Source organism: Metabacillus sp. RB-C-LZQ-3-1, assembly GCF_058315175.1.
Genome location: NZ_JBZFLI010000003.1, coordinates 365,964 through 383,702, shown reverse-complemented (window position 1 = coordinate 383,702; position 17,739 = coordinate 365,964). Strand labels below are relative to the sequence as shown.

Genomic DNA, 17,739 nt, shown 5'->3' with positions numbered 1-17,739 from the left:
ACTCCCTTTAAAATTTTTTATATAGAATCATCCATTCCACTGAATTACTTGAGCGAATATTAAGAAAATTATTGCGACAATAAACCATATTGAAAACAACGGCAGGTAGAATCGTACCCATTTTTGCCATGAAACTCCCGCTAAAGCAAGTGTTGCCATGAAATATCCAGAGGTAGGGTACAAAATATTACCAATACCATCTCCAAATTGGTAGGCTAATACAGCAGTTTGTCTTGTAACCCCAATTAAATCTGACAATGGAGCCATAATCGGCATCGTCACTAAAGCTTGCCCACTCCCGGAAGGTACTAAGAAATTGAATAACATTTGCACAATAAACATACCGATAGCACTAAAAACTGCCGGGAATTCTCCTACAAACATACCAAGACTATTAACAATAGTATCCATTACTAACCCATCTTCCATCACTACAGCAACTGCTCTGGCAACACCTACAATGAATGCTCCAACTAACACTTCACGAAATCCTTCATTAAACCCTTCACAAAGCTCAGACAACGTTAATCCAGATATGCTTCCAACTATAATTCCCATAACAATGAACATGCCTGCCATCTCTAACATAAACCAACCTTGAGCAAGCACTCCGTAAACCAATAAGCCAAAAAAGACAAAAAGGAGAGCAGAGGCGAGTTTTTGCCTTGATGTAGCCTTATATTCTATGGATGTTGATGCTAAATGGTATTGTGATCTCTTTTTAGAATCTTCTACATATACAAGACTGTCCATTGGGTTTTTCTTAACTTTTTGAGCATACCGAATAATATAAACTACACCGATAAGGACAAAAACAATAAAAGCTGCAATCCTTAGTTCTAGACCAGAGAAAACAGGTAAACCAGACAATTTTTGACCCAGTCCTGTGTTTATCGGATTAAGAAAACCAGTTGTAAATCCAGCTGTGGTGGCTACCAAAGCAATAGCCACAGCAACCATTGAATCATAACCCAAAGCGATCATTAACGGGAGAATGACCGGAACATAAACTAAACTTAATTCCTGAGTTCCTATTAAACTACATACGTCGCAAATAATACTACTAATACAGGAATAACCATAACGCTTTTGGTTGAAAATCTCCTTGTAAGCTTATCTACCCCGATCTCAATTAGACCTGTTTTTTTTATGACTGCAAATAAACCGCCAATGATAAATGTAAAAAAGACGACTTCCCCAGCTGCTACTAAGCCTCTTGGTATGGCTGTCATAAAATCAACTATCCCAATAGGTGACTGTTCAACAGCATGATAGGAATTTGGATCAATTGTCGTCCTATCCTCAGGTCCTGGAACTCTCTCATAAACACCTGCTGGAATTAAATATGTGGCAACAGATGCCAATACAATAAAAATAAATAAAATGACATAAATATGAGGCATAATCACCTTGTTTTTTAACTTTGGATGATGATTTAAATTGATCTTCGAACTACCCTCTACAGACATTTTATCCTCCTTCATGTATATGTTAAATTCTGGTACAATCCCTACCCATAGATGAAAGTCTACAAATAGCTTGACTACAATTGGGTCCTCTAATAATTTAGAAAACCATCTTTTTTAAACCTTATACTGCTTGATCCTCAATACCAGCGTCTTCTTTAAAGCTTTGTTCTAATCCTCCTCTTACATAAGCATCATGCTTCATAATCCATACTTTCATCAGAATTGTATACACAAGTGCTGCAGGAATAATCCCTAACAACCAAGAGAGGTCGACATTAATAAATGAAAAGCAAGTACCAATCAATATTGCAATGATTGCTGCTGGGTTCCAGCCTTTGAATGTTGAAAATAAACTTTTCACTTCATAAAGCTTTGCCACATGATAATTTCCTCTGTGTACGAAATAGAAATCCGCAACCATTACCGCAAAGATAGGACCTAAAAATGCGGAAACAATTGAAATAAATGTTAAAAACGTCGAATCAGTCATAATCCACCATGGACAAGTGAAAACTCCTAATATTCCGACAATTATACATGCCTTTTCCCATGAAATTTTAAAAATATCCATCGCCACAAGAACCGGCGGCATAATATTGGCGACTAGATTTGTTGTAATTTGAGCAATCGCGATAAATAATAAGATCACAATACTCGCAAACAAGCTAGATATATGACCAGAGATGATATCAACTGGATTCCAAATTCCAACTGCTGCGGCCCCAAGAATCCCGACAAATGGTAGCAAAATCATCGGTGGAACGATTCCGACGATATGAGACCCAATAAATGTACCCGTTGAAGCTTTTCGGGGAAAATAACGTGTATAATCTGACACATTCAAGAGTAAAGCGGAGAATTGCCCAATCAATACAGCCATCGCAAGCCAAAAAGGTATACCCCAAGATCCATCAATATTCGCTGTTTGACTTACTTCAAAACCAAACGTAGATAAAAATAAGAAAATTAAATAAACAACACCTAACATGATGACAATGGAACCTACAACTTCAATCCACTTAATCGATTTAATACCTTTTGCCGATAAATAGATTTGTAAAGCTTGAAAAGCAAAAAACCATACCCACACATTACTGAACCCAATGATATCCATAAAAATTTGATTTAGAGCCTGTGCCCCAAGCCAGCTCTGGACTCCATACCAGAACAAAGCAGGCACTGCACGCATTAATGCAGGAATTTTTGAGCCCATCGGTCCGAATGAGGATCTAAGTTGAACGACCATTGGAATCCCATGCTTCCATCCAACTCTTCCATTTAATGCAAATAATAATGCAGCTAAAATGTTAGCCATGATTAATGCAAGAAAAGCTTGTGTTAAATTGAGTTTTCCGAAAGGTGGAATCAAACTTGAACCTAACATAAAGGATCCAACCATTACCGCGTCTCCCCACCACATTGCAACATAAGCTTTTGGACCAAGAATTCTATTTTTTTCACTTAAGATTGGTTTTAAATCGTAATTATTCTCCATAGTGTCTCCTTTACTATAAACTTTTCCCTAGATTACATAACATTAATTGTCAATAAACATAACATACATATAGTTTAATAGAGAGACTCTTATAAATCATTAGAAGAATTGTTATATTTTTCATTTTCTTTTGTACAATTTAACTAATTTTATTAATTTCACACTCAACTTGTTGATAAAAAACCTTACATAGAATTCTCAACTTCCTTTTACAGCATAAAAAAAGAGCAGTGTCCAAATTATTGAACAAACCGCTCTTTTCTCCATTTTTATGAACTAACAGAATTTCTCAATTCCCCTAAACCTTCAATCGTACAATCTACTACATCCCCATCACGTATCACCACTGATCCCGGAGTCCCTGTCATAATAACGTCACCTGGGTGTAGTGTCATAATTTGCGAGAAAAACGAAACGATCCACCAAGGTTGATACATCATATTCAACACAACATTACGATGATGAACCTCACCATTTAGAACTGTCTCTACAGAAATCCGCTTCACATCCTTCACCTCATCTAATGTTGTAAGATAAGGGCCAAAACTAAAAAATGTATCAAAGCTTTTCGATCTCTGTAAAAAACGAGGATTTTTCGCATGGATATCCTTCGCGGTTATATCTAACGAAGTGGTAAATCCAGCAATCACATCAGGAACATCAACTTCCTGTACATTCTTACATGCTTTCCCAATGATAATAGCAAGCTCAGCTTCCGCTGTAACTTTTGTTGATTGCGAAGGTAATGTTATCACGTCTTCTGGACCTATTAAACTACTGTTTGGCTTCATAAAAATAACCGGTTCCTCTTCAGGTAGTTTACCAGATAATTCGACCGCCTTTTCTATATAGTTCATCCCAACTCCCCAAATTTTATCCGGGTGACGGTAAAGCGGAGCAAATGATACATTTTCTAACGCCATTTGGTTTATCTCTTTTATTCCTTTATTTCCTTCTTGCTTATACCAGCTATTGATTTGAGCTATTTGATCATTCTGAAGAATTGAAAAAAGATCTTCACTCCAATTTTCACCAACAGCCTTATTTACATCTTTTATTAATATTATTTTTTGATCAATTAAAATAGCCGCTAATTCCTTACCGCCTGATTTAACGGTTGTTAGCTTCATTCCCTTTTCCTCCCAAAATCTCATTTACCCAATTCAATAATTTAAGATCTTGATGATGATTCGCGATAAACGATAATCCTATCGGCAAACCATCTACTTCAGCAAGAGGGAGTGTGACTTGCGGAACTCCTGCCAGACCGGCTATACAGGAGAGTTGCATCGTTTTAGCACGATACTGCTCGGCTTTTTCACCTCGCAAATGCAAAAGAGGAGCTGGTCCAGGCGCAGTCGGGATCACAAGTATTCCATTATCCCCCAGAAGGGTTGTTATGGATTTTCGGACCTCCGCTAGTAAATTCTCTTGCTTTGAGCTTTCATGACGCTTCAATGTACTCGTCCACTGAAACCTTTCAGTAATTCCTGGACCAAAGGAAGGATTTTCTTTTTGTATCCATTCGCCATGTTCCTCCCAAATTTCTAATCCTTGCAAAATACGAAATGCACTTGACCATTTATCCAAACCTTTCTCTGATAACACAACCCATTCCCGCTGAGAAATTTCTTTGATCACAGAAGCTGCACTTAGTAATTCTTCTTTACATCGCTCATCTAGAAGTTCCCATGCATCAACACTAAAAAACACTTGTTTAAATGGACCCCTTTTTTCTTGGTCATCAATCAAAACCTTTCCAATTCGGTATAATAACTCCGGATTTTTCGTCATCCATCCAACTGTATCAAAACTCTTTGCAAGCGGGATTACCCCCTCAATCGAAACAACACCATGTGTTGGACGAAACCCGTAAATCCCACAATAGGATGATGGAATCCTTACAGAACCACCTGTATCCGTACCTAAAGCAAAGTCTGTTATTCCAGCGGATACAACAACCGCTGATCCACTCGAAGATCCACCTGGTATGCGGTCAGGAGCTTTTGGATTAACGGGTGTTCCATAATGAGCATTCTCCCCATTTAAGCTATACATGATTTCATCTGTATGTGTTGTCCCTTTCAATTTTGCCCCCTGACTAAGCAGTCTTTCAATAACAGGAGCATGACGAAATGATTTTTCATGAGTGTTAAGCCAATCAGGGTTCCCAGCTCCACTTTTATATCCTTCAATTGAAAATACATCCTTTACAGCAAACACTGTACCATCTAATAAACCAGACCCTGTTGGTTCAAATGAAATCTCTTCCTCAACAAATGCATTTAAGTGATGATGCATCAACCATCCTCCTCCAACTCTGAAATAATTAAGAAAAAACCGGATTGTTGCCAAGCACAAATTACGAAAACCTTACTTCCTGATAGTAAAATAAAAACCCCGCTATTTCGGGGCTATTTTGTCATGACATGAACAGATTCGTATACATCAAGTGCAGCTTGCAGCCCTTCACCGAGTTTCAACTGTGCTCCATGGCGGAATAAAACACCTTCTAAGGCTGACAAAACAAATAACACATTTTCTTTTCGGCAACTATATCCCATTGTTCCAATTCGCCAAATCTTCCCATGCAAAGGTCCAAATGAACTCGCAATTTCAATCCCAAATTGTTCGAGAAGCATTTTTCTAACAGACTCACCATCCACCCCATTTGGTATTTTAATACATGTTACCATCGGAAGCTTCCAGTCTGCATCATTAAACAGTTCTAATCCCATCGCCTTAATACCTTCCACTAGTGCTTTTTCATGAAGCTGATGACGACGAAAACGCGCTTGCAAACCTTCTTGCAGGACAATTCGCACACCTTCTCGCAGCGCATACAACATTGAGGTTGCTTCTGTATGATGATTCAATCTTCTCGGTCCCCAATAATCCTGCAGCTGACTTAAATCAAAATAATTACTTCTAATTGGCTGACCTGCACCAAGACGATCCTCATCTGTCGCAATACCTTTTTCCACTTTTTTTCGAGATAAAAGTATCTGTTCAATCCGCTCATTATACGTAATAGGAGCCATACCGGAAGGAACAGATAAGCATTTTTGAGTACCGCCGATCACAGCATCAAGCTGCCATTCATCTACCTTCACATCCGTACCTCCGATTGTCGCAACAGCATCGACGATACACAGGACATCTAATTCACGACAAGCAGGACCGATTTGATCGAGGGGCTGCATACATCCAGTAGATGTTTCTCCATGGACAATGGCGAGAACCTTAGGTTTTACTCTTTTTATTTCACTAATCATTTCTTGCTGATTAAAAACCTCTCCCCACTCACAATGAATTGTATGAATTTCAGCTCCATTTCGCTCAGCAATTTCAGTAAGCAGATGTCCAAACCTCCCGAATATCGGAATAAGTACTTTATCTCCAGGCTCGATCACACTACTTAATACCGCTTCAATGCCAGATCTTGATGTTCCATCAATCGGAAATGCCCATTTGTTTTTCGTTTGAAAAACCTCTCGAAGCATTTCCATTGTTTCATTCATCATTTCTGTAAAAGCCGGATCGAACTGCCCAAGGATCGGCGTACTCATCGCACGCAGCACCCTTGGATCAACCTCAACAGGTCCTGGCGTCATAATTGTTCGTAACGGGGCATTTATTTCTTGATAAGCTGTCACCTTTTCTCCCTCCTAATACGCTAATTTATATAATACTTTTATCAACGTTTGAATACCTTTCTCTAAATCTTCTGTTCTTGTAAACTCCAATGGCGAGTGGCTGATTCCATTTTTACTAGGTACAAACAATAGTAAAGTTGGTATATATTGACCAAAAACCTGAGAATCATGACCAGCACCACTTGTCATTTTTTTATATGGTATATTCTCTTTTTCTAAAATAACTTCCGATAATTCATTTAAGTTTTCACACATTTTCACAGGTTTTTCATTCATCCAATTATTGATTGTTAAGCTTGTTTGCAGCTTACTCGCAATTAATTCAAGCTCTCGGAAGATTTCCTGACAAAAATAGTTCAATACTTCCTCATCACTATGTCGTATATCAAGACTAAAAATTGCCTTCCGCGGGATAACATTCGAGATATTAGGCTCTAAATTGATTTGCCCTACTGTGACAACGAGATCAGGTGACACTTCTTTGCCTTTTTCGATGAGAACTTGAATCATCTTGGCTGCTGCATACATCGCATCCTTTCGCCACGCCATCGGAGTTGTCCCAGCATGATTACTCTCACCATCGACTGTGATCGTGTACCTCCGCTGACCAACAATGTGACTGACAACACCAATGGATTTGGATTCTTTTTCTAAGACGATCCCTTGCTCAATATGCATTTCAATAAAACACTCAAGATCATTTCTCTTCGGTTTGCAGTGGTTACCTTGACCAAACCCGGCTTCATTCATTGCTTTAACAAAGCTTACACCCTGTGAATCTTTCACATTTATGACGTCTTCCAGTTTTTTCGTACCCGTAATATTACTCGAACCCCAGTATGTTAATGGAAAACGACTTCCCTCTTCCTCACAAAGAGATACCACTTCAATCGTTTTCTTCGGAGATCCAAAATGCTCATAAAGATACTGAAGAGCAATAATCCCAGCAATGATCCCATAAGCACCGTCATACTTCCCGCCATCTCTTACTGTATCGATATGCGAACCCGTGAGAATTGCTTTCGCATCCTCTTCTGTACCAGGGAGCCTGCCAAATAAATTCCCTACATCATCATAATACGTTTGCAGGCCAATATCCTTCATATACCTCTTAATACTTTGTTGAGCTTCCTGCCATTCTTTTGAATATAGCAATCTCGTAACACCATTACGTTCACTTCTACCAAAACAAGCTAACCACTCGACCATTTCTTCAATGTGCTCGAATAAGGCAGATGATTTTTCTTCATTTTCAACCAATTCAATCCCCCCTATTCTTTTTTCTATCATTTAATGTTATATTTATTGACATATAAAGTAATATGTTTCTATTTTAAAACAATCGTATCTTAAAATCATGTACATAAATGTAGAAGAATAGATAAATTCTTTAGTCATTTTAACTAAAATTAAATGTAGCTTAATGCTAGATACGTAAATTTTCTAACAAAGGATGACGAAACATGAAACTAAGTGAATTAATGAACTTACCTATTTTTTCCGGAACTACATTGGTCGCCGGGGCACAAGGTTCAAATCGCGAAGTGAACACTGTAAATATGATGGACGCTCCTGATATTATTCACTTTTTAAAACAAGACGAATTACTCGTTACCACTGCTTTTCATTTTAAAGACGATCTCAGCTCATTACTCACACTAATAGAAGCAATGGAAAAACAACATTGTTCCGGATTAGGAATCAAAACAAAACGATTTTTGCAAGAAATACCCGAAGAAGCTATTAACCTAGCAAATAAACTTCATTTACCTTTACTAGAACTTCCTGTTGAGACGTCATTAGGTGATATTGTTAATAAGTCATTAAGTCATATCCTTGATATTCGAACAAACGAGCTACATCAGGCGATGGAAACTCATCAGCAGTTTACAGATCAAATAATGAGCGGGCAGGGAATTCAAAAGATCATTGACAACGTCTCAAACTTAACACAATTACCTGTTTATCTATTAAATGATCATTTAATGCCAATGACCTTTTCAAATCGTACTTATCCTTTATTTTTACATTTAGAGACACTTTTATATAATGGATTTTCTTTTCACCTATCAGCATCATCTTTAACGACCTTTACTTTGTTAGATGAGAAACAACATACCGTGACTTTATTCCCTGTATATACACACAAACAATATCACTATCTTTGTATTTTAGGATTAATCCCCATTTCAGATCGAGCAACGATTTTAACGATTAAACAAGCAACAAATGTAATTGCATTTGAATTAATGAAGGAAAATGCATTAAAGCAACATACAAGACGTATTCAAAATGAGTTTTTCTCCAACTTCATTAATGGCACATTTTCAACCTCAGATGAAATTATCAGTCGCGGAAAAGAATTTGGACTTAAAGATGATCAACGGTATATTTGTGCAGTTGGTGAGATTAGTGAGGAAGATAAAAAACAATCATTTATGCAATATCAAACAGAAACAGAGTCTATCTACGACACGATTGAATTCGAACTTCAATATAGCCAGGAAAAAATCCACCTTTTCACAATGGATCAAACATTTATCCTATTATTAGAACTTAGAGGTGGATGGAAGGAAATTGAACAGCCTTTTTTAACACTATTAAAAAGGATTCAAATGAAAATTTCAGCACGCCTCAAAAAGAACCTTTCGTTCGGGATAAGCATGTACGCCGAGGAGCTCACACATGTGACAGTGTCCTATAAAGAAGCAAAAGATGCTCTTTATCATGGTAATATGTCAGGCAAAAAACAGTTTATTGAACTATATCAACCAAAAAAAGTTCCAGAAATCCTCAGGATGATCCCTTACGAGCAATTAAAGAAATTCTATGATGATACATTTCAGTCATTTACTGATGAAACAAAAAAAGACCACCAAGTCTTGTTGCACACATTATCTGTGTATCTTGAAACTCATTGCCAGCTTTCCGAAACCGCAAAACGTTTGTATGTTCATCGTAACACAGTCATTTACCGCCTAGAAAAATGTGAGGAGATTATCGGAAGAAGTCTAAAAGAACCTGATGAAACACTGAGACTCCGGCTAGCATTTCGTATTAAAGCATTAATTCAAGGTCAGTGAACTTGCATAAGAAATAAAGCTACGAGTTCGTTAAGCTTTGTTTCTTTTATTTTTTCAGTCAGCATGAAAGCGTTGCCTACAATTAACAAAAACGTTACTATCAATATATAGGAGGGATATTATGAGAGATTTTACATTTCAAAATGCAACTAAATTAATTTTCGGTAGAGATAAAGAGCAATTAGTCGGACAAGAATCAAGCCAATATGGCAAAAAGCTTCTTTTACATTATGGAGGGGGCAGCATTAAATCAAGCGGTCTTTACGAAAGAGTTGTTCAATCCTTAACAGAACAAAATATTGAAATTTTTGAGCTCGGCGGTGTACAGCCAAACCCAAGAGTTAATCTTGTAAGAGAAGGTGTTTCAATCTGCAAAGAACATAATATCGAATTTATTTTAGCTGTTGGCGGAGGAAGTGTCATCGATTCTGCCAAAGCAATCGCGGCTGGAGCTAAATACGAAGGTGATGTATGGGACTTTTTTGATGGAAAAAGTACAGTACAGGAGTGCTTACCAATCGGTGTCGTGCTAACAATTCCTGCAGCTGGAAGTGAATCAAGTAATGGAACTGTAATCACAAATGAAGACGGACTATATAAACGCGCAACAGGACATCCATCCATGCGTCCACAGTTTGCCATATTAAATCCTGTTCTTACATACACATTACCGCCATACCAAACAGCATGTGGTGTTACAGATATGATTGCACATATTTTAGAAAGATATTTCACAAATGAAAAGAACGTAGAATTAACCGATCGCCTCAGTGAAGGTGCTTTACGGACAATTATCAATAATGCACATACTGTGTTAGAAGATCCAACAAACTATGACGCAAGAGCAGAAATTATGTGGTCTGGTACAATCGCACATAATGATCTACTCGGAACAGGCAGAGAAGGTGATTGGGGAAGCCATGACATTGAGCATGAAATTAGCGGCATCTACGATATTGCCCATGGCGCTGGTCTAGCCATCGTATTCCCAGCATGGATGAAGTACGTCTACAAACATGATGTTAATCGATTTGCACAATTCGCTAATCGTGTGTGGGATGTTGAAATCAACTTAAACAATTTAGAAAAAACCGCTTTAGCCGGGATCAAAAAAACAGAAGAGTTCTTCCATTCTATCGGTATGCCCATTCGCTTACAAGAAGTAGAAATTGGAGAAGAACATTTTGAAGAAATGGCCAAAAAAGGAACCGAAAGAGGTCCATTAGGCAACTTTGTTAAATTGTACGAAAAAGATGTTTTAGAAATATTGAAGCTCGCTAGATAAAACGTAGCCTCCACCAATAAAAATTAGGTGGAGGCTTTTTTCATGTACATTCATTTTTGCAAGTTTACTAGATAATCTTGCAAACCTGGCTGGATTTTTGCGAATTTCCCAATATTTTTGCGAAAATCATATTAATTTTGCAAATTCACAAATATTTTTGCAAATCATCATGAACAACTATTTAGCTTCCTCTATAAACCTGATAACCCCAGGGTGATACTAATAATGGAACATGATAGTGAGCACCCTCTTCGGCAATTCCAAAACGAATGGATACTTTATCCAAAAATGCAGGCTCTGGCAAGGAGACATCTTTTCCGCGGAAATAATCCCCTATATAAAACAATAACTCATATTCTCCAATGTGCATCTCTTGTTCCGAAAGAAGCGGCTCATGTATCCGACCATCCTGATTCGTTTTAGCTGATCTTATAACAGTAGTTCCAGATTCCTCTAGTCTAGACAACTGCACAAGAACATTAGCTGCAGGGATACCATGCATTAAATCCAATATATGTGTTGTAAGACCCGCCATATCGATCAAATCCTTATTTAGAAATTTTCATCGTTTCGGAAAGTTTTTTGCTAGTTTCGAGATCTTCTTTTGTAACTGCAAAATGTTGAAAACCATAAGGTGGACGAGGTTCAGTATATACCTTACCTTCTGAGTTTGGTATTTCCTCTACAACAGGATCCCACGTATGGTTTTGTGATTGAAAACTCACTTCTCGAAGCTGCGGGAATCTTTCCAGAACCCGGCAACCAATAAGATAGATTAAATATTGTATCGAAGGTGTTTCGAGCTCATGGAATACAGATGTAGCAATATCTCGAACCTGTTCTGCACATACATAGCTATGTGGAGCAGAGCCTGCCGAATCTTCAATATTTTCATATTCCCACCCAATATTTAAATAGATAAAGAGCGGTCGATTACTATCTTCTGGCAGAGTTGTATATTCATCGCGAATAAAACCAACAAATGAATTCCCTCGAACTTTAATCAACTGCAAATCTAGAACACCACTACTTTGATGTACTATATCAATAGTCTCACCATCGCGAACCAGTTCAATTGTCGCTACCGCTTTTTCATTTCGCGAATGCTTAAACACAAGATCACTTTGTGTTAATCCATTGGCAGAGGCTGTTTTAGTTAGTTCAAAAGGAACCTCTTCGCCAATTAACTTAATGGTGTCAATATGATCATACTTTTTCAAAAACTCTTCGGCAACATATTGGAGAAACCCTTCAATTGTCGATCCGTCATAGCTCCCTAAATGTCTCTGCACAAAGTTTTTCATAGAATCTGTCGCAACGACTAGACTATTATCTCCTTCTGTAAATGAAGGCAATAGCTTTTGACCTCCCACTTCCATTTTCACATTGACTCCAAATACAGTATTACTTTTACCTGTAAAATCCGATTCAGGAATTTGTTTTATCCCTTCCAATGGAGCTAGAAATGTTCGATAGGCAAAAACATTACCTTTACCATATGATACAGTTCGTTGTTTTGACATATGAGCACCCCTTATTTTAATTAGATCTTTTAAACGAAAGTAAGCAATCTTTTCAATTTCATTTAACGCCGTTTCAAATTCTTCTGATTCACTATGGTTCATTCTCTGTTGCATAGATTCATAGATTATTGTTTTTGTTTGACCTTTTACAGCCATAATAAACGGAAAACCAAACTTTTCCATATACTGTTTATTCAATGCGGAAAATTGTACAAATTCCTCAGTTGTTAGTTGATTCAACCCTGCTCCAGCCTGCTCCTGCTCAGATGCACCGCTCATTTCAAGACGTGTCCCTAAGTTAGGATGAGCTTGAATTAACGCGAGTTTTTCTTCATAGGTTGCTTCCTTCACAATTAACACCATTTTTTCATGAAGATCTGTTAAAGAGTTAAACGGTCTATATGTCCACGCTTTATCAGGAACCCAAGGAGAATGCTCAAATATATCTTTCAGCAATTCAACAAACTTATCATGACTAACTTTGTTCAATTCATCTAATGTGACCAATACTTTTCCCCTTTTCTATAGAACTTTTTATGCAACAGACTGATCCCCTTCTATTGAAGTAGGTTTCTCTTTTGTACGAATCATAAAAAATAAATTTAATAAAATCGCTGTTAGACTTCCTGTAATAATCCCATCACTCACTATGATTCTAAGTGACTGCGGTAAGCCTGCGAAAAGATCAGGAACAACAGTGGCACCTAAGCCTAATGATATTGAACAAGCAATAACCAACAAATTTTGTTGATCACCAAAATCCACAGACCCAAGCATTTTAATTCCGGAAGAAATAACCATACCAAACATCACAACCGTAGCACCACCTAATACAGCTGGTGGAATTATGGTTGTAAAAGCGGCAATTTTCGGAACAAGTCCTAATGCCACTAAAATAAACCCTGCTGCAACAACGACATTTTTTGTTTTTACTTTTGAAAGCTGAACAAGCCCTACATTTTGAGCGAAGGTATTGTAAGGAAAAGCATTAAACAAACCACCTAACACAATCGCCAATCCTTCCGCTCGATACCCTCTAACAAAGTCCTTTTCCTTTAACTCTTGATCACAGATCTTGCTTAAAGCAAAAAACACACCTGTTGATTCAATCATGATAACAAGACAAACAATGATCATCGTTATGATTGGGCCGATTTCAAAAGACGGAACCCCAAAATAAAATAACTCTGGTAAATGAAGCCACGAGGCCTCCGCAACATCCGAAAAGTCAACTTTCCCCATAATCGTTGCTGCAATTGTACCTGCTATTATACCGATTAACACTGATAAAGCTTGGGCAAACCCTTTAAAATACCTATTCATGAATAAAATAGCTATCAGCACCCCAAATGACAGGAGCAAATTTGTTGCACTGCCGAAATCTTCACTCCCAGATCCTCCCGCCATATTACGAATTCCGGTCGGCACTAAGGATAAACCAATAATCGTCACAACTGAACCAGTTACAACCGGAGGGAAGAGTTTTATGATCTTTCCAAAAAATGAAGCGAAAACAAGGACAAATAATCCCCCGGCAATAATAGCTCCATAAATAGTTGAGACACCATATTGACTGCCAATCGCAATCATAGGTGTTACCGCAACAAATGAACTTCCTAGTACTACTGGCAACCCTATTCCGAAGTATTTTGTTTTCCACGCTTGTAAAAGTGTTGCTATTCCACACGTTAGGAGATCTATTGCAACTAAGTAAGCCAATTGCTCTGATGTTAAATTCAATGCTCTCCCAACAATTAGCGGAACCAAGATCGCACCAGCATACATAGCCAAAACATGTTGTAGTCCTAATGAGAAAATCTTCAGTCCACCATTTTTACTCTCCATACTACTCCCCCTAAGACTTATTTGTTAGTTTTTTTAACATATAATGTTATATTAATTAACATGATAGAAGTTTTCTCTTTAAATGTCATTGTAGGATTTGGAAAAAATCGTCGTATCTATTGTGTTATTTATCTAAATTTCTAGAAAATAGGGAATTTACATTTAAAAAACTAAGCAATTTTTATCCATAAGTCGTTTTTTGAACCATAAATTGTTGTAGCAGTTTACTTTCACAAGAAATGAATCGTATAATTTAATTAACTGACTAGAAAATACATACCTATTAATTCATTGAGATGGAGTGATCGTTTTGATTACCAAAGTAGGTCAAATCATGCTTTATGTTCACAATCAGGATGATGCAGTTAAGTTTTGGACAGAAAAAGTAGGCTTTCATGTAGTTGACGAGGAAGATAATGGTCAAGGAATGAGATGGATTGAAATTGCTCCAACACAAAAAGCAGAAACTAGCATCATACTCCATAACAAGGAGTTCATCGCTAAAATGGAGCCAGAACTAAATCTCGGAACACCCTCATTATTATTTTTCTCAAACAATCTCGATGAATTGCACAGCAAGCTGTCTAATAACGGGATTACGGTAGGCGAAATGGTAGATATGCCAAATGGCCGAGTATTTAACTTTGCGGATAATGAAGAAAATTATTTCGCAGTGTTGGAAAAATAATATCTATAAAGAACAAAAGCGCAATCACCTTGAACAGCCTCGGACAAATAAGACGCAATTTGCCGCTAAACCCTAGAGGAGCTAGGCGCTGGCAGTCTAAAGTTGCGACGTCAATCTCCGAGACTGCACTTGCACTTCCTAGACCAAAACAAAAACGATGATGACATTTACCTGTCATCATCGTTTTTGTTTTGATTAGATCTCTTTTAATCTCCACATACAACTTTTAAAATCACCATTTAAATTAGCTGGTATACTTAACCCGACATATTCTAATTCATCGCCCCCATATACCTTGCCAGTCCCTAATAATTGATAGTTTTTATCACGATCAAGACCTTTTAGTTTCAGCACACTCAACGGTCCATTTGCTTCAGCCAGTATTCGATAATAGAACACGACTGATTCAGTTTTTTCATCATTTACAAATAACCACGCTGTTTCATTCCCTTCAAAAGGACTTACTAATCGATAGAAATCACCATACTGAACAAGACGTCTAATTCCTTTATATGTCGCAACTTGTTTTTTGACTATTTCTTTGTCTTCTTCACTCATTTTCGTTAAATCAAGCTCATACCCGAAGTTTCCAGCCATCGCTACATCACCGCGTATATCCAGTGATGTTGTACGATGAACCTGGTGGTTAGGAACATCTGATACATGAGCACCCATTGAACTAATCGGATAGACAAGACTTGTTCCATATTGGATCTTCAGCCTGGAAATCGCATCAGTATTATCACTTGTCCATGTTTGGGGCATATAATACAAAATTCCCGGATCAAATCTTCCACCCCCGCCTGAGCAGCTTTCAAACAGGATATGAGGAAAATCTGTTGTTATTTTTTCCATCACTTTATATAAACCTAGCATATAACGATGTGCCGTTTCTCTTTGACGCTCTGGAGGTAAGACAGCTGAGCCAATTTCCGTCATATGACGGTTCATATCCCATTTCACATAAGAAACCGGAACCGTTGATAATACATCTGACACCATTTTTATAATTGCATCACAGACTTCATCACGTGAAAAATCAAGAATTAACTGATTTCTACTTTCTGAGCGTCTTCGATTCGGTACATGTAAACACCAATCAGGATGTTCTCGGTATAAATCACTATTAACAGAAATCATTTCAGGCTCAACCCATAATCCAAATTGCATATCTAGCTTTTCTACATTTTTTGCTAAAGAATCTAGACCATCAGGAAGTTTATTTCGATCTACAAACCAATCTCCTAATGATGTTGTATCATCATCCCTCTTACCAAACCAGCCATCATCTAACACGAATAGTTCAATTCCTAATTCTTGCCCAACTTTAGCAATCTCTTCAATTTTATCTGCTGTAAAATCAAAATACGTCGCTTCCCAGTTATTTACCAGAATTGGGCGTTCTTTATCCTTAAACTCTCCACGACATAATCGCGTACGATATAAATCATGGTACGTTCTCGACATATCTCCTAAACCTTGATTCGAATACACCATAACCGCTTCAGGGCATTGAAATGAATCGCCTGGTTGAAGCAGCCATTTAAAATCAAATGGGTTGATCCCTAATGAAACTCTCGTATTTTTGAATTGATCAACTTCCGTATTTGCAAGGAAGTTTCCACTATACACTAGATTAAAAGAAAAAACCTCTCCATTGTCTTCTGTTGTATTTTTCCTTACTAAGGCAAGGAATGGATTATGCTGATGACTACTCGCTCCCCTTGCACTACCAACAGACTGAATACCCCGCCTTAGAGGAGTTCGTTCGATTAGCCGTTCATTGCCCCAAGCTCCTGAAAGATGGAGCAGTTCAAAATCCGCATCTCGGATATCAACATTCACACTTAACGCTCTTAAAACATCAACAGAATCTGAACTATTATTAATGATTCTCGCAGTTCTCGTTATCACATTTTTCTTTTCAAAAACTGAATAGCTCAGTAAAATTTCAACATTAGCAACAGTATCCTCAAGAGTAATTTCCAGTGTTTCCGCCTCTTGCTCATCTTCCACATATGTTGCAGGCAACCCCTGTAATGCAGGCTTTCCCTTAAAAATTTTATGTGATTTATATCTCATATCACTAATAGTTGAACCGTTTCGGAACTGCAGCTGATAGGCTGGTGTTCGAAAATCTGTATTCCCATAAGCCGGGTATTCCTGCGGCAGTGTATCTAAAGAAAAAGTACGATCAGACGGATCTGGATTTCCTGAAAACGCACGATCTAAGTACTGAAGATCATTCGAATGATGATAGTTTTTTACTTTCTTCCCCCAGTAAAGATGTGATAAATACCCATCTCGTATAATTTGCATTACATAACTTGTATCTTTAGCTTGTAAATGAAAAACCTTGCTTTCTTCATTAAATTGTATGCCCACTTATTTTCCTCCCCATTGATAACAAGGTAAAATCTATCTTGTTATTTACTTATTCTTTACTAAACTTTCACTTTAAAAATATCTAATAATACGCTTTCATTCAAGTGTTTTTTTGATTTTTTTTTAATATATTTTCCCTTTTTAAATTCAAGTTAAAATAAGTGAAACTATTTTAGTAAAAACAAACGATTACCTAGTCTCCCCTATCAAGCTACTTCCACTGGAGTCTCGCATATCCCTTCCAATCAACCTAATCAGTTATTGTTCAATGAACTTATTAATAAACAACCTTAGAAAAGAACAAAAAAAG

Annotated in this window: 14 protein-coding genes; 3 read left to right on the top strand and 11 right to left on the bottom strand. The window is 37.4% G+C overall.

Annotated elements, in window-relative coordinates:
- Positions 1-27: 27 nt before the first annotated feature.
- The 7 genes from AC4GZ8_RS07180 to allC all read right to left on the bottom strand — a co-directional run bounded on the left by AC4GZ8_RS07180 (position 28) and on the right by allC (position 7,880).
- Complete coding sequence (locus AC4GZ8_RS07180) at positions 28-984, bottom strand: YfcC family protein (protein ID WP_491081132.1); 957 nt, start codon at positions 982-984, stop codon at positions 28-30.
- Positions 985-1,034: 50 nt separating this feature from the next.
- The gene (locus AC4GZ8_RS07175; RefSeq protein ID WP_491081131.1) at positions 1,035-1,469 is read right to left on the bottom strand and encodes a hypothetical protein; all 435 of its coding nucleotides are present in this window, start codon (positions 1,467-1,469) and stop codon (positions 1,035-1,037) included.
- Between the two features lie 121 nt (positions 1,470-1,590).
- Positions 1,591-2,964 (bottom strand): NCS1 family transporter, encoded by a 1,374-nt coding sequence (locus tag AC4GZ8_RS07170; RefSeq protein ID WP_491081130.1) that lies wholly within the window; start codon positions 2,962-2,964, stop codon positions 1,591-1,593.
- Positions 2,965-3,233: 269 nt separating this feature from the next.
- Positions 3,234-4,094, bottom strand: coding sequence for a fumarylacetoacetate hydrolase family protein (locus AC4GZ8_RS07165; protein ID WP_491081129.1), 861 nt, complete (start codon positions 4,092-4,094; stop codon positions 3,234-3,236).
- Complete coding sequence (locus AC4GZ8_RS07160) at positions 4,075-5,265, bottom strand: amidase (RefSeq protein WP_491081128.1); 1,191 nt, start codon at positions 5,263-5,265, stop codon at positions 4,075-4,077. The genes AC4GZ8_RS07165 and AC4GZ8_RS07160 overlap by 20 nt, the downstream gene beginning before the upstream one ends.
- A gap of 113 nt (positions 5,266-5,378) precedes the next feature.
- Positions 5,379-6,578 carry a pyridoxal-phosphate-dependent aminotransferase family protein gene (locus tag AC4GZ8_RS07155; protein WP_491081209.1) on the bottom strand — a complete coding sequence of 400 codons (1,200 nt, stop codon included), beginning with the start codon at positions 6,576-6,578 and terminating at the stop codon, positions 5,379-5,381.
- 54 nt (positions 6,579-6,632) lie between these two features.
- Complete coding sequence (gene allC, locus AC4GZ8_RS07150) at positions 6,633-7,880, bottom strand: allantoate deiminase (protein WP_491081127.1); 1,248 nt, start codon at positions 7,878-7,880, stop codon at positions 6,633-6,635.
- A gap of 203 nt (positions 7,881-8,083) precedes the next feature.
- Here allC and AC4GZ8_RS07145 point away from each other — a divergent pair, with 203 nt between their 5' ends.
- The gene (locus AC4GZ8_RS07145; RefSeq protein ID WP_491081126.1) at positions 8,084-9,703 is read left to right on the top strand and encodes a PucR family transcriptional regulator; all 1,620 of its coding nucleotides are present in this window, start codon (positions 8,084-8,086) and stop codon (positions 9,701-9,703) included.
- A gap of 121 nt (positions 9,704-9,824) precedes the next feature.
- Complete coding sequence (locus AC4GZ8_RS07140) at positions 9,825-10,988, top strand: iron-containing alcohol dehydrogenase (protein WP_491081125.1); 1,164 nt, start codon at positions 9,825-9,827, stop codon at positions 10,986-10,988.
- A gap of 181 nt (positions 10,989-11,169) precedes the next feature.
- On the opposite strand, the gene uraH is transcribed toward AC4GZ8_RS07140, so the two are convergent.
- The 3 genes from uraH to AC4GZ8_RS07125 are packed head-to-tail and all read right to left on the bottom strand — an operon-like array spanning position 11,170 to position 14,356.
- Positions 11,170-11,523, bottom strand: a complete 354-nt coding sequence (gene uraH / locus AC4GZ8_RS07135; RefSeq protein ID WP_491081124.1) for a hydroxyisourate hydrolase — start codon at positions 11,521-11,523, stop codon at positions 11,170-11,172.
- 13 nt (positions 11,524-11,536) lie between these two features.
- Positions 11,537-13,018, bottom strand: a complete 1,482-nt coding sequence (pucL, locus tag AC4GZ8_RS07130) for a factor-independent urate hydroxylase (RefSeq protein ID WP_491081123.1) — start codon at positions 13,016-13,018, stop codon at positions 11,537-11,539.
- A 27-nt stretch (positions 13,019-13,045) separates the two neighbouring features.
- The gene (locus AC4GZ8_RS07125) at positions 13,046-14,356 is read right to left on the bottom strand and encodes a nucleobase:cation symporter-2 family protein (RefSeq protein WP_491081122.1); all 1,311 of its coding nucleotides are present in this window, start codon (positions 14,354-14,356) and stop codon (positions 13,046-13,048) included.
- Positions 14,357-14,666: 310 nt separating this feature from the next.
- Between AC4GZ8_RS07125 and AC4GZ8_RS07120 the strand changes: the two genes are divergently transcribed.
- Positions 14,667-15,044 carry a VOC family protein gene (locus AC4GZ8_RS07120; protein ID WP_491081121.1) on the top strand — a complete coding sequence of 126 codons (378 nt, stop codon included), beginning with the start codon at positions 14,667-14,669 and terminating at the stop codon, positions 15,042-15,044.
- A 195-nt stretch (positions 15,045-15,239) separates the two neighbouring features.
- Here the strand turns inward: AC4GZ8_RS07120 and AC4GZ8_RS07115 are convergent, their stop codons facing one another.
- Positions 15,240-17,429 carry an alpha-galactosidase gene (locus tag AC4GZ8_RS07115; RefSeq protein ID WP_491081120.1) on the bottom strand — a complete coding sequence of 730 codons (2,190 nt, stop codon included), beginning with the start codon at positions 17,427-17,429 and terminating at the stop codon, positions 15,240-15,242.
- Between the last annotated feature and the right edge of the window lie 310 nt (positions 17,430-17,739).

What these genes read in the sequence shown, in the direction of transcription:
- AC4GZ8_RS07180 (WP_491081132.1), bottom strand. Translation starts at nt 984, where the DNA reads ATGATCGCTTTGGGTTATGATTCAATGGTTGCTGTGGCTATTGCTTTG.
- AC4GZ8_RS07175 (WP_491081131.1), bottom strand. Translation starts at nt 1,469, where the DNA reads ATGTCTGTAGAGGGTAGTTCGAAGATCAATTTAAATCATCATCCAAAG.
- AC4GZ8_RS07170 (WP_491081130.1), bottom strand. Translation starts at nt 2,964, where the DNA reads ATGGAGAATAATTACGATTTAAAACCAATCTTAAGTGAAAAAAATAGA.
- AC4GZ8_RS07165 (WP_491081129.1), bottom strand. Translation starts at nt 4,094, where the DNA reads ATGAAGCTAACAACCGTTAAATCAGGCGGTAAGGAATTAGCGGCTATT.
- AC4GZ8_RS07160 (WP_491081128.1), bottom strand. Translation starts at nt 5,265, where the DNA reads ATGCATCATCACTTAAATGCATTTGTTGAGGAAGAGATTTCATTTGAA.
- AC4GZ8_RS07155 (WP_491081209.1), bottom strand. Translation starts at nt 6,578, where the DNA reads ATGACGCCAGGACCTGTTGAGGTTGATCCAAGGGTGCTGCGTGCGATG.
- AC4GZ8_RS07145 (WP_491081126.1), top strand. Translation starts at nt 8,084, where the DNA reads ATGAAACTAAGTGAATTAATGAACTTACCTATTTTTTCCGGAACTACA.
- AC4GZ8_RS07140 (WP_491081125.1), top strand. Translation starts at nt 9,825, where the DNA reads ATGAGAGATTTTACATTTCAAAATGCAACTAAATTAATTTTCGGTAGA.
- uraH (WP_491081124.1), bottom strand. Translation starts at nt 11,523, where the DNA reads ATGGCGGGTCTTACAACACATATATTGGATTTAATGCATGGTATCCCT.
- AC4GZ8_RS07125 (WP_491081122.1), bottom strand. Translation starts at nt 14,356, where the DNA reads ATGGAGAGTAAAAATGGTGGACTGAAGATTTTCTCATTAGGACTACAA.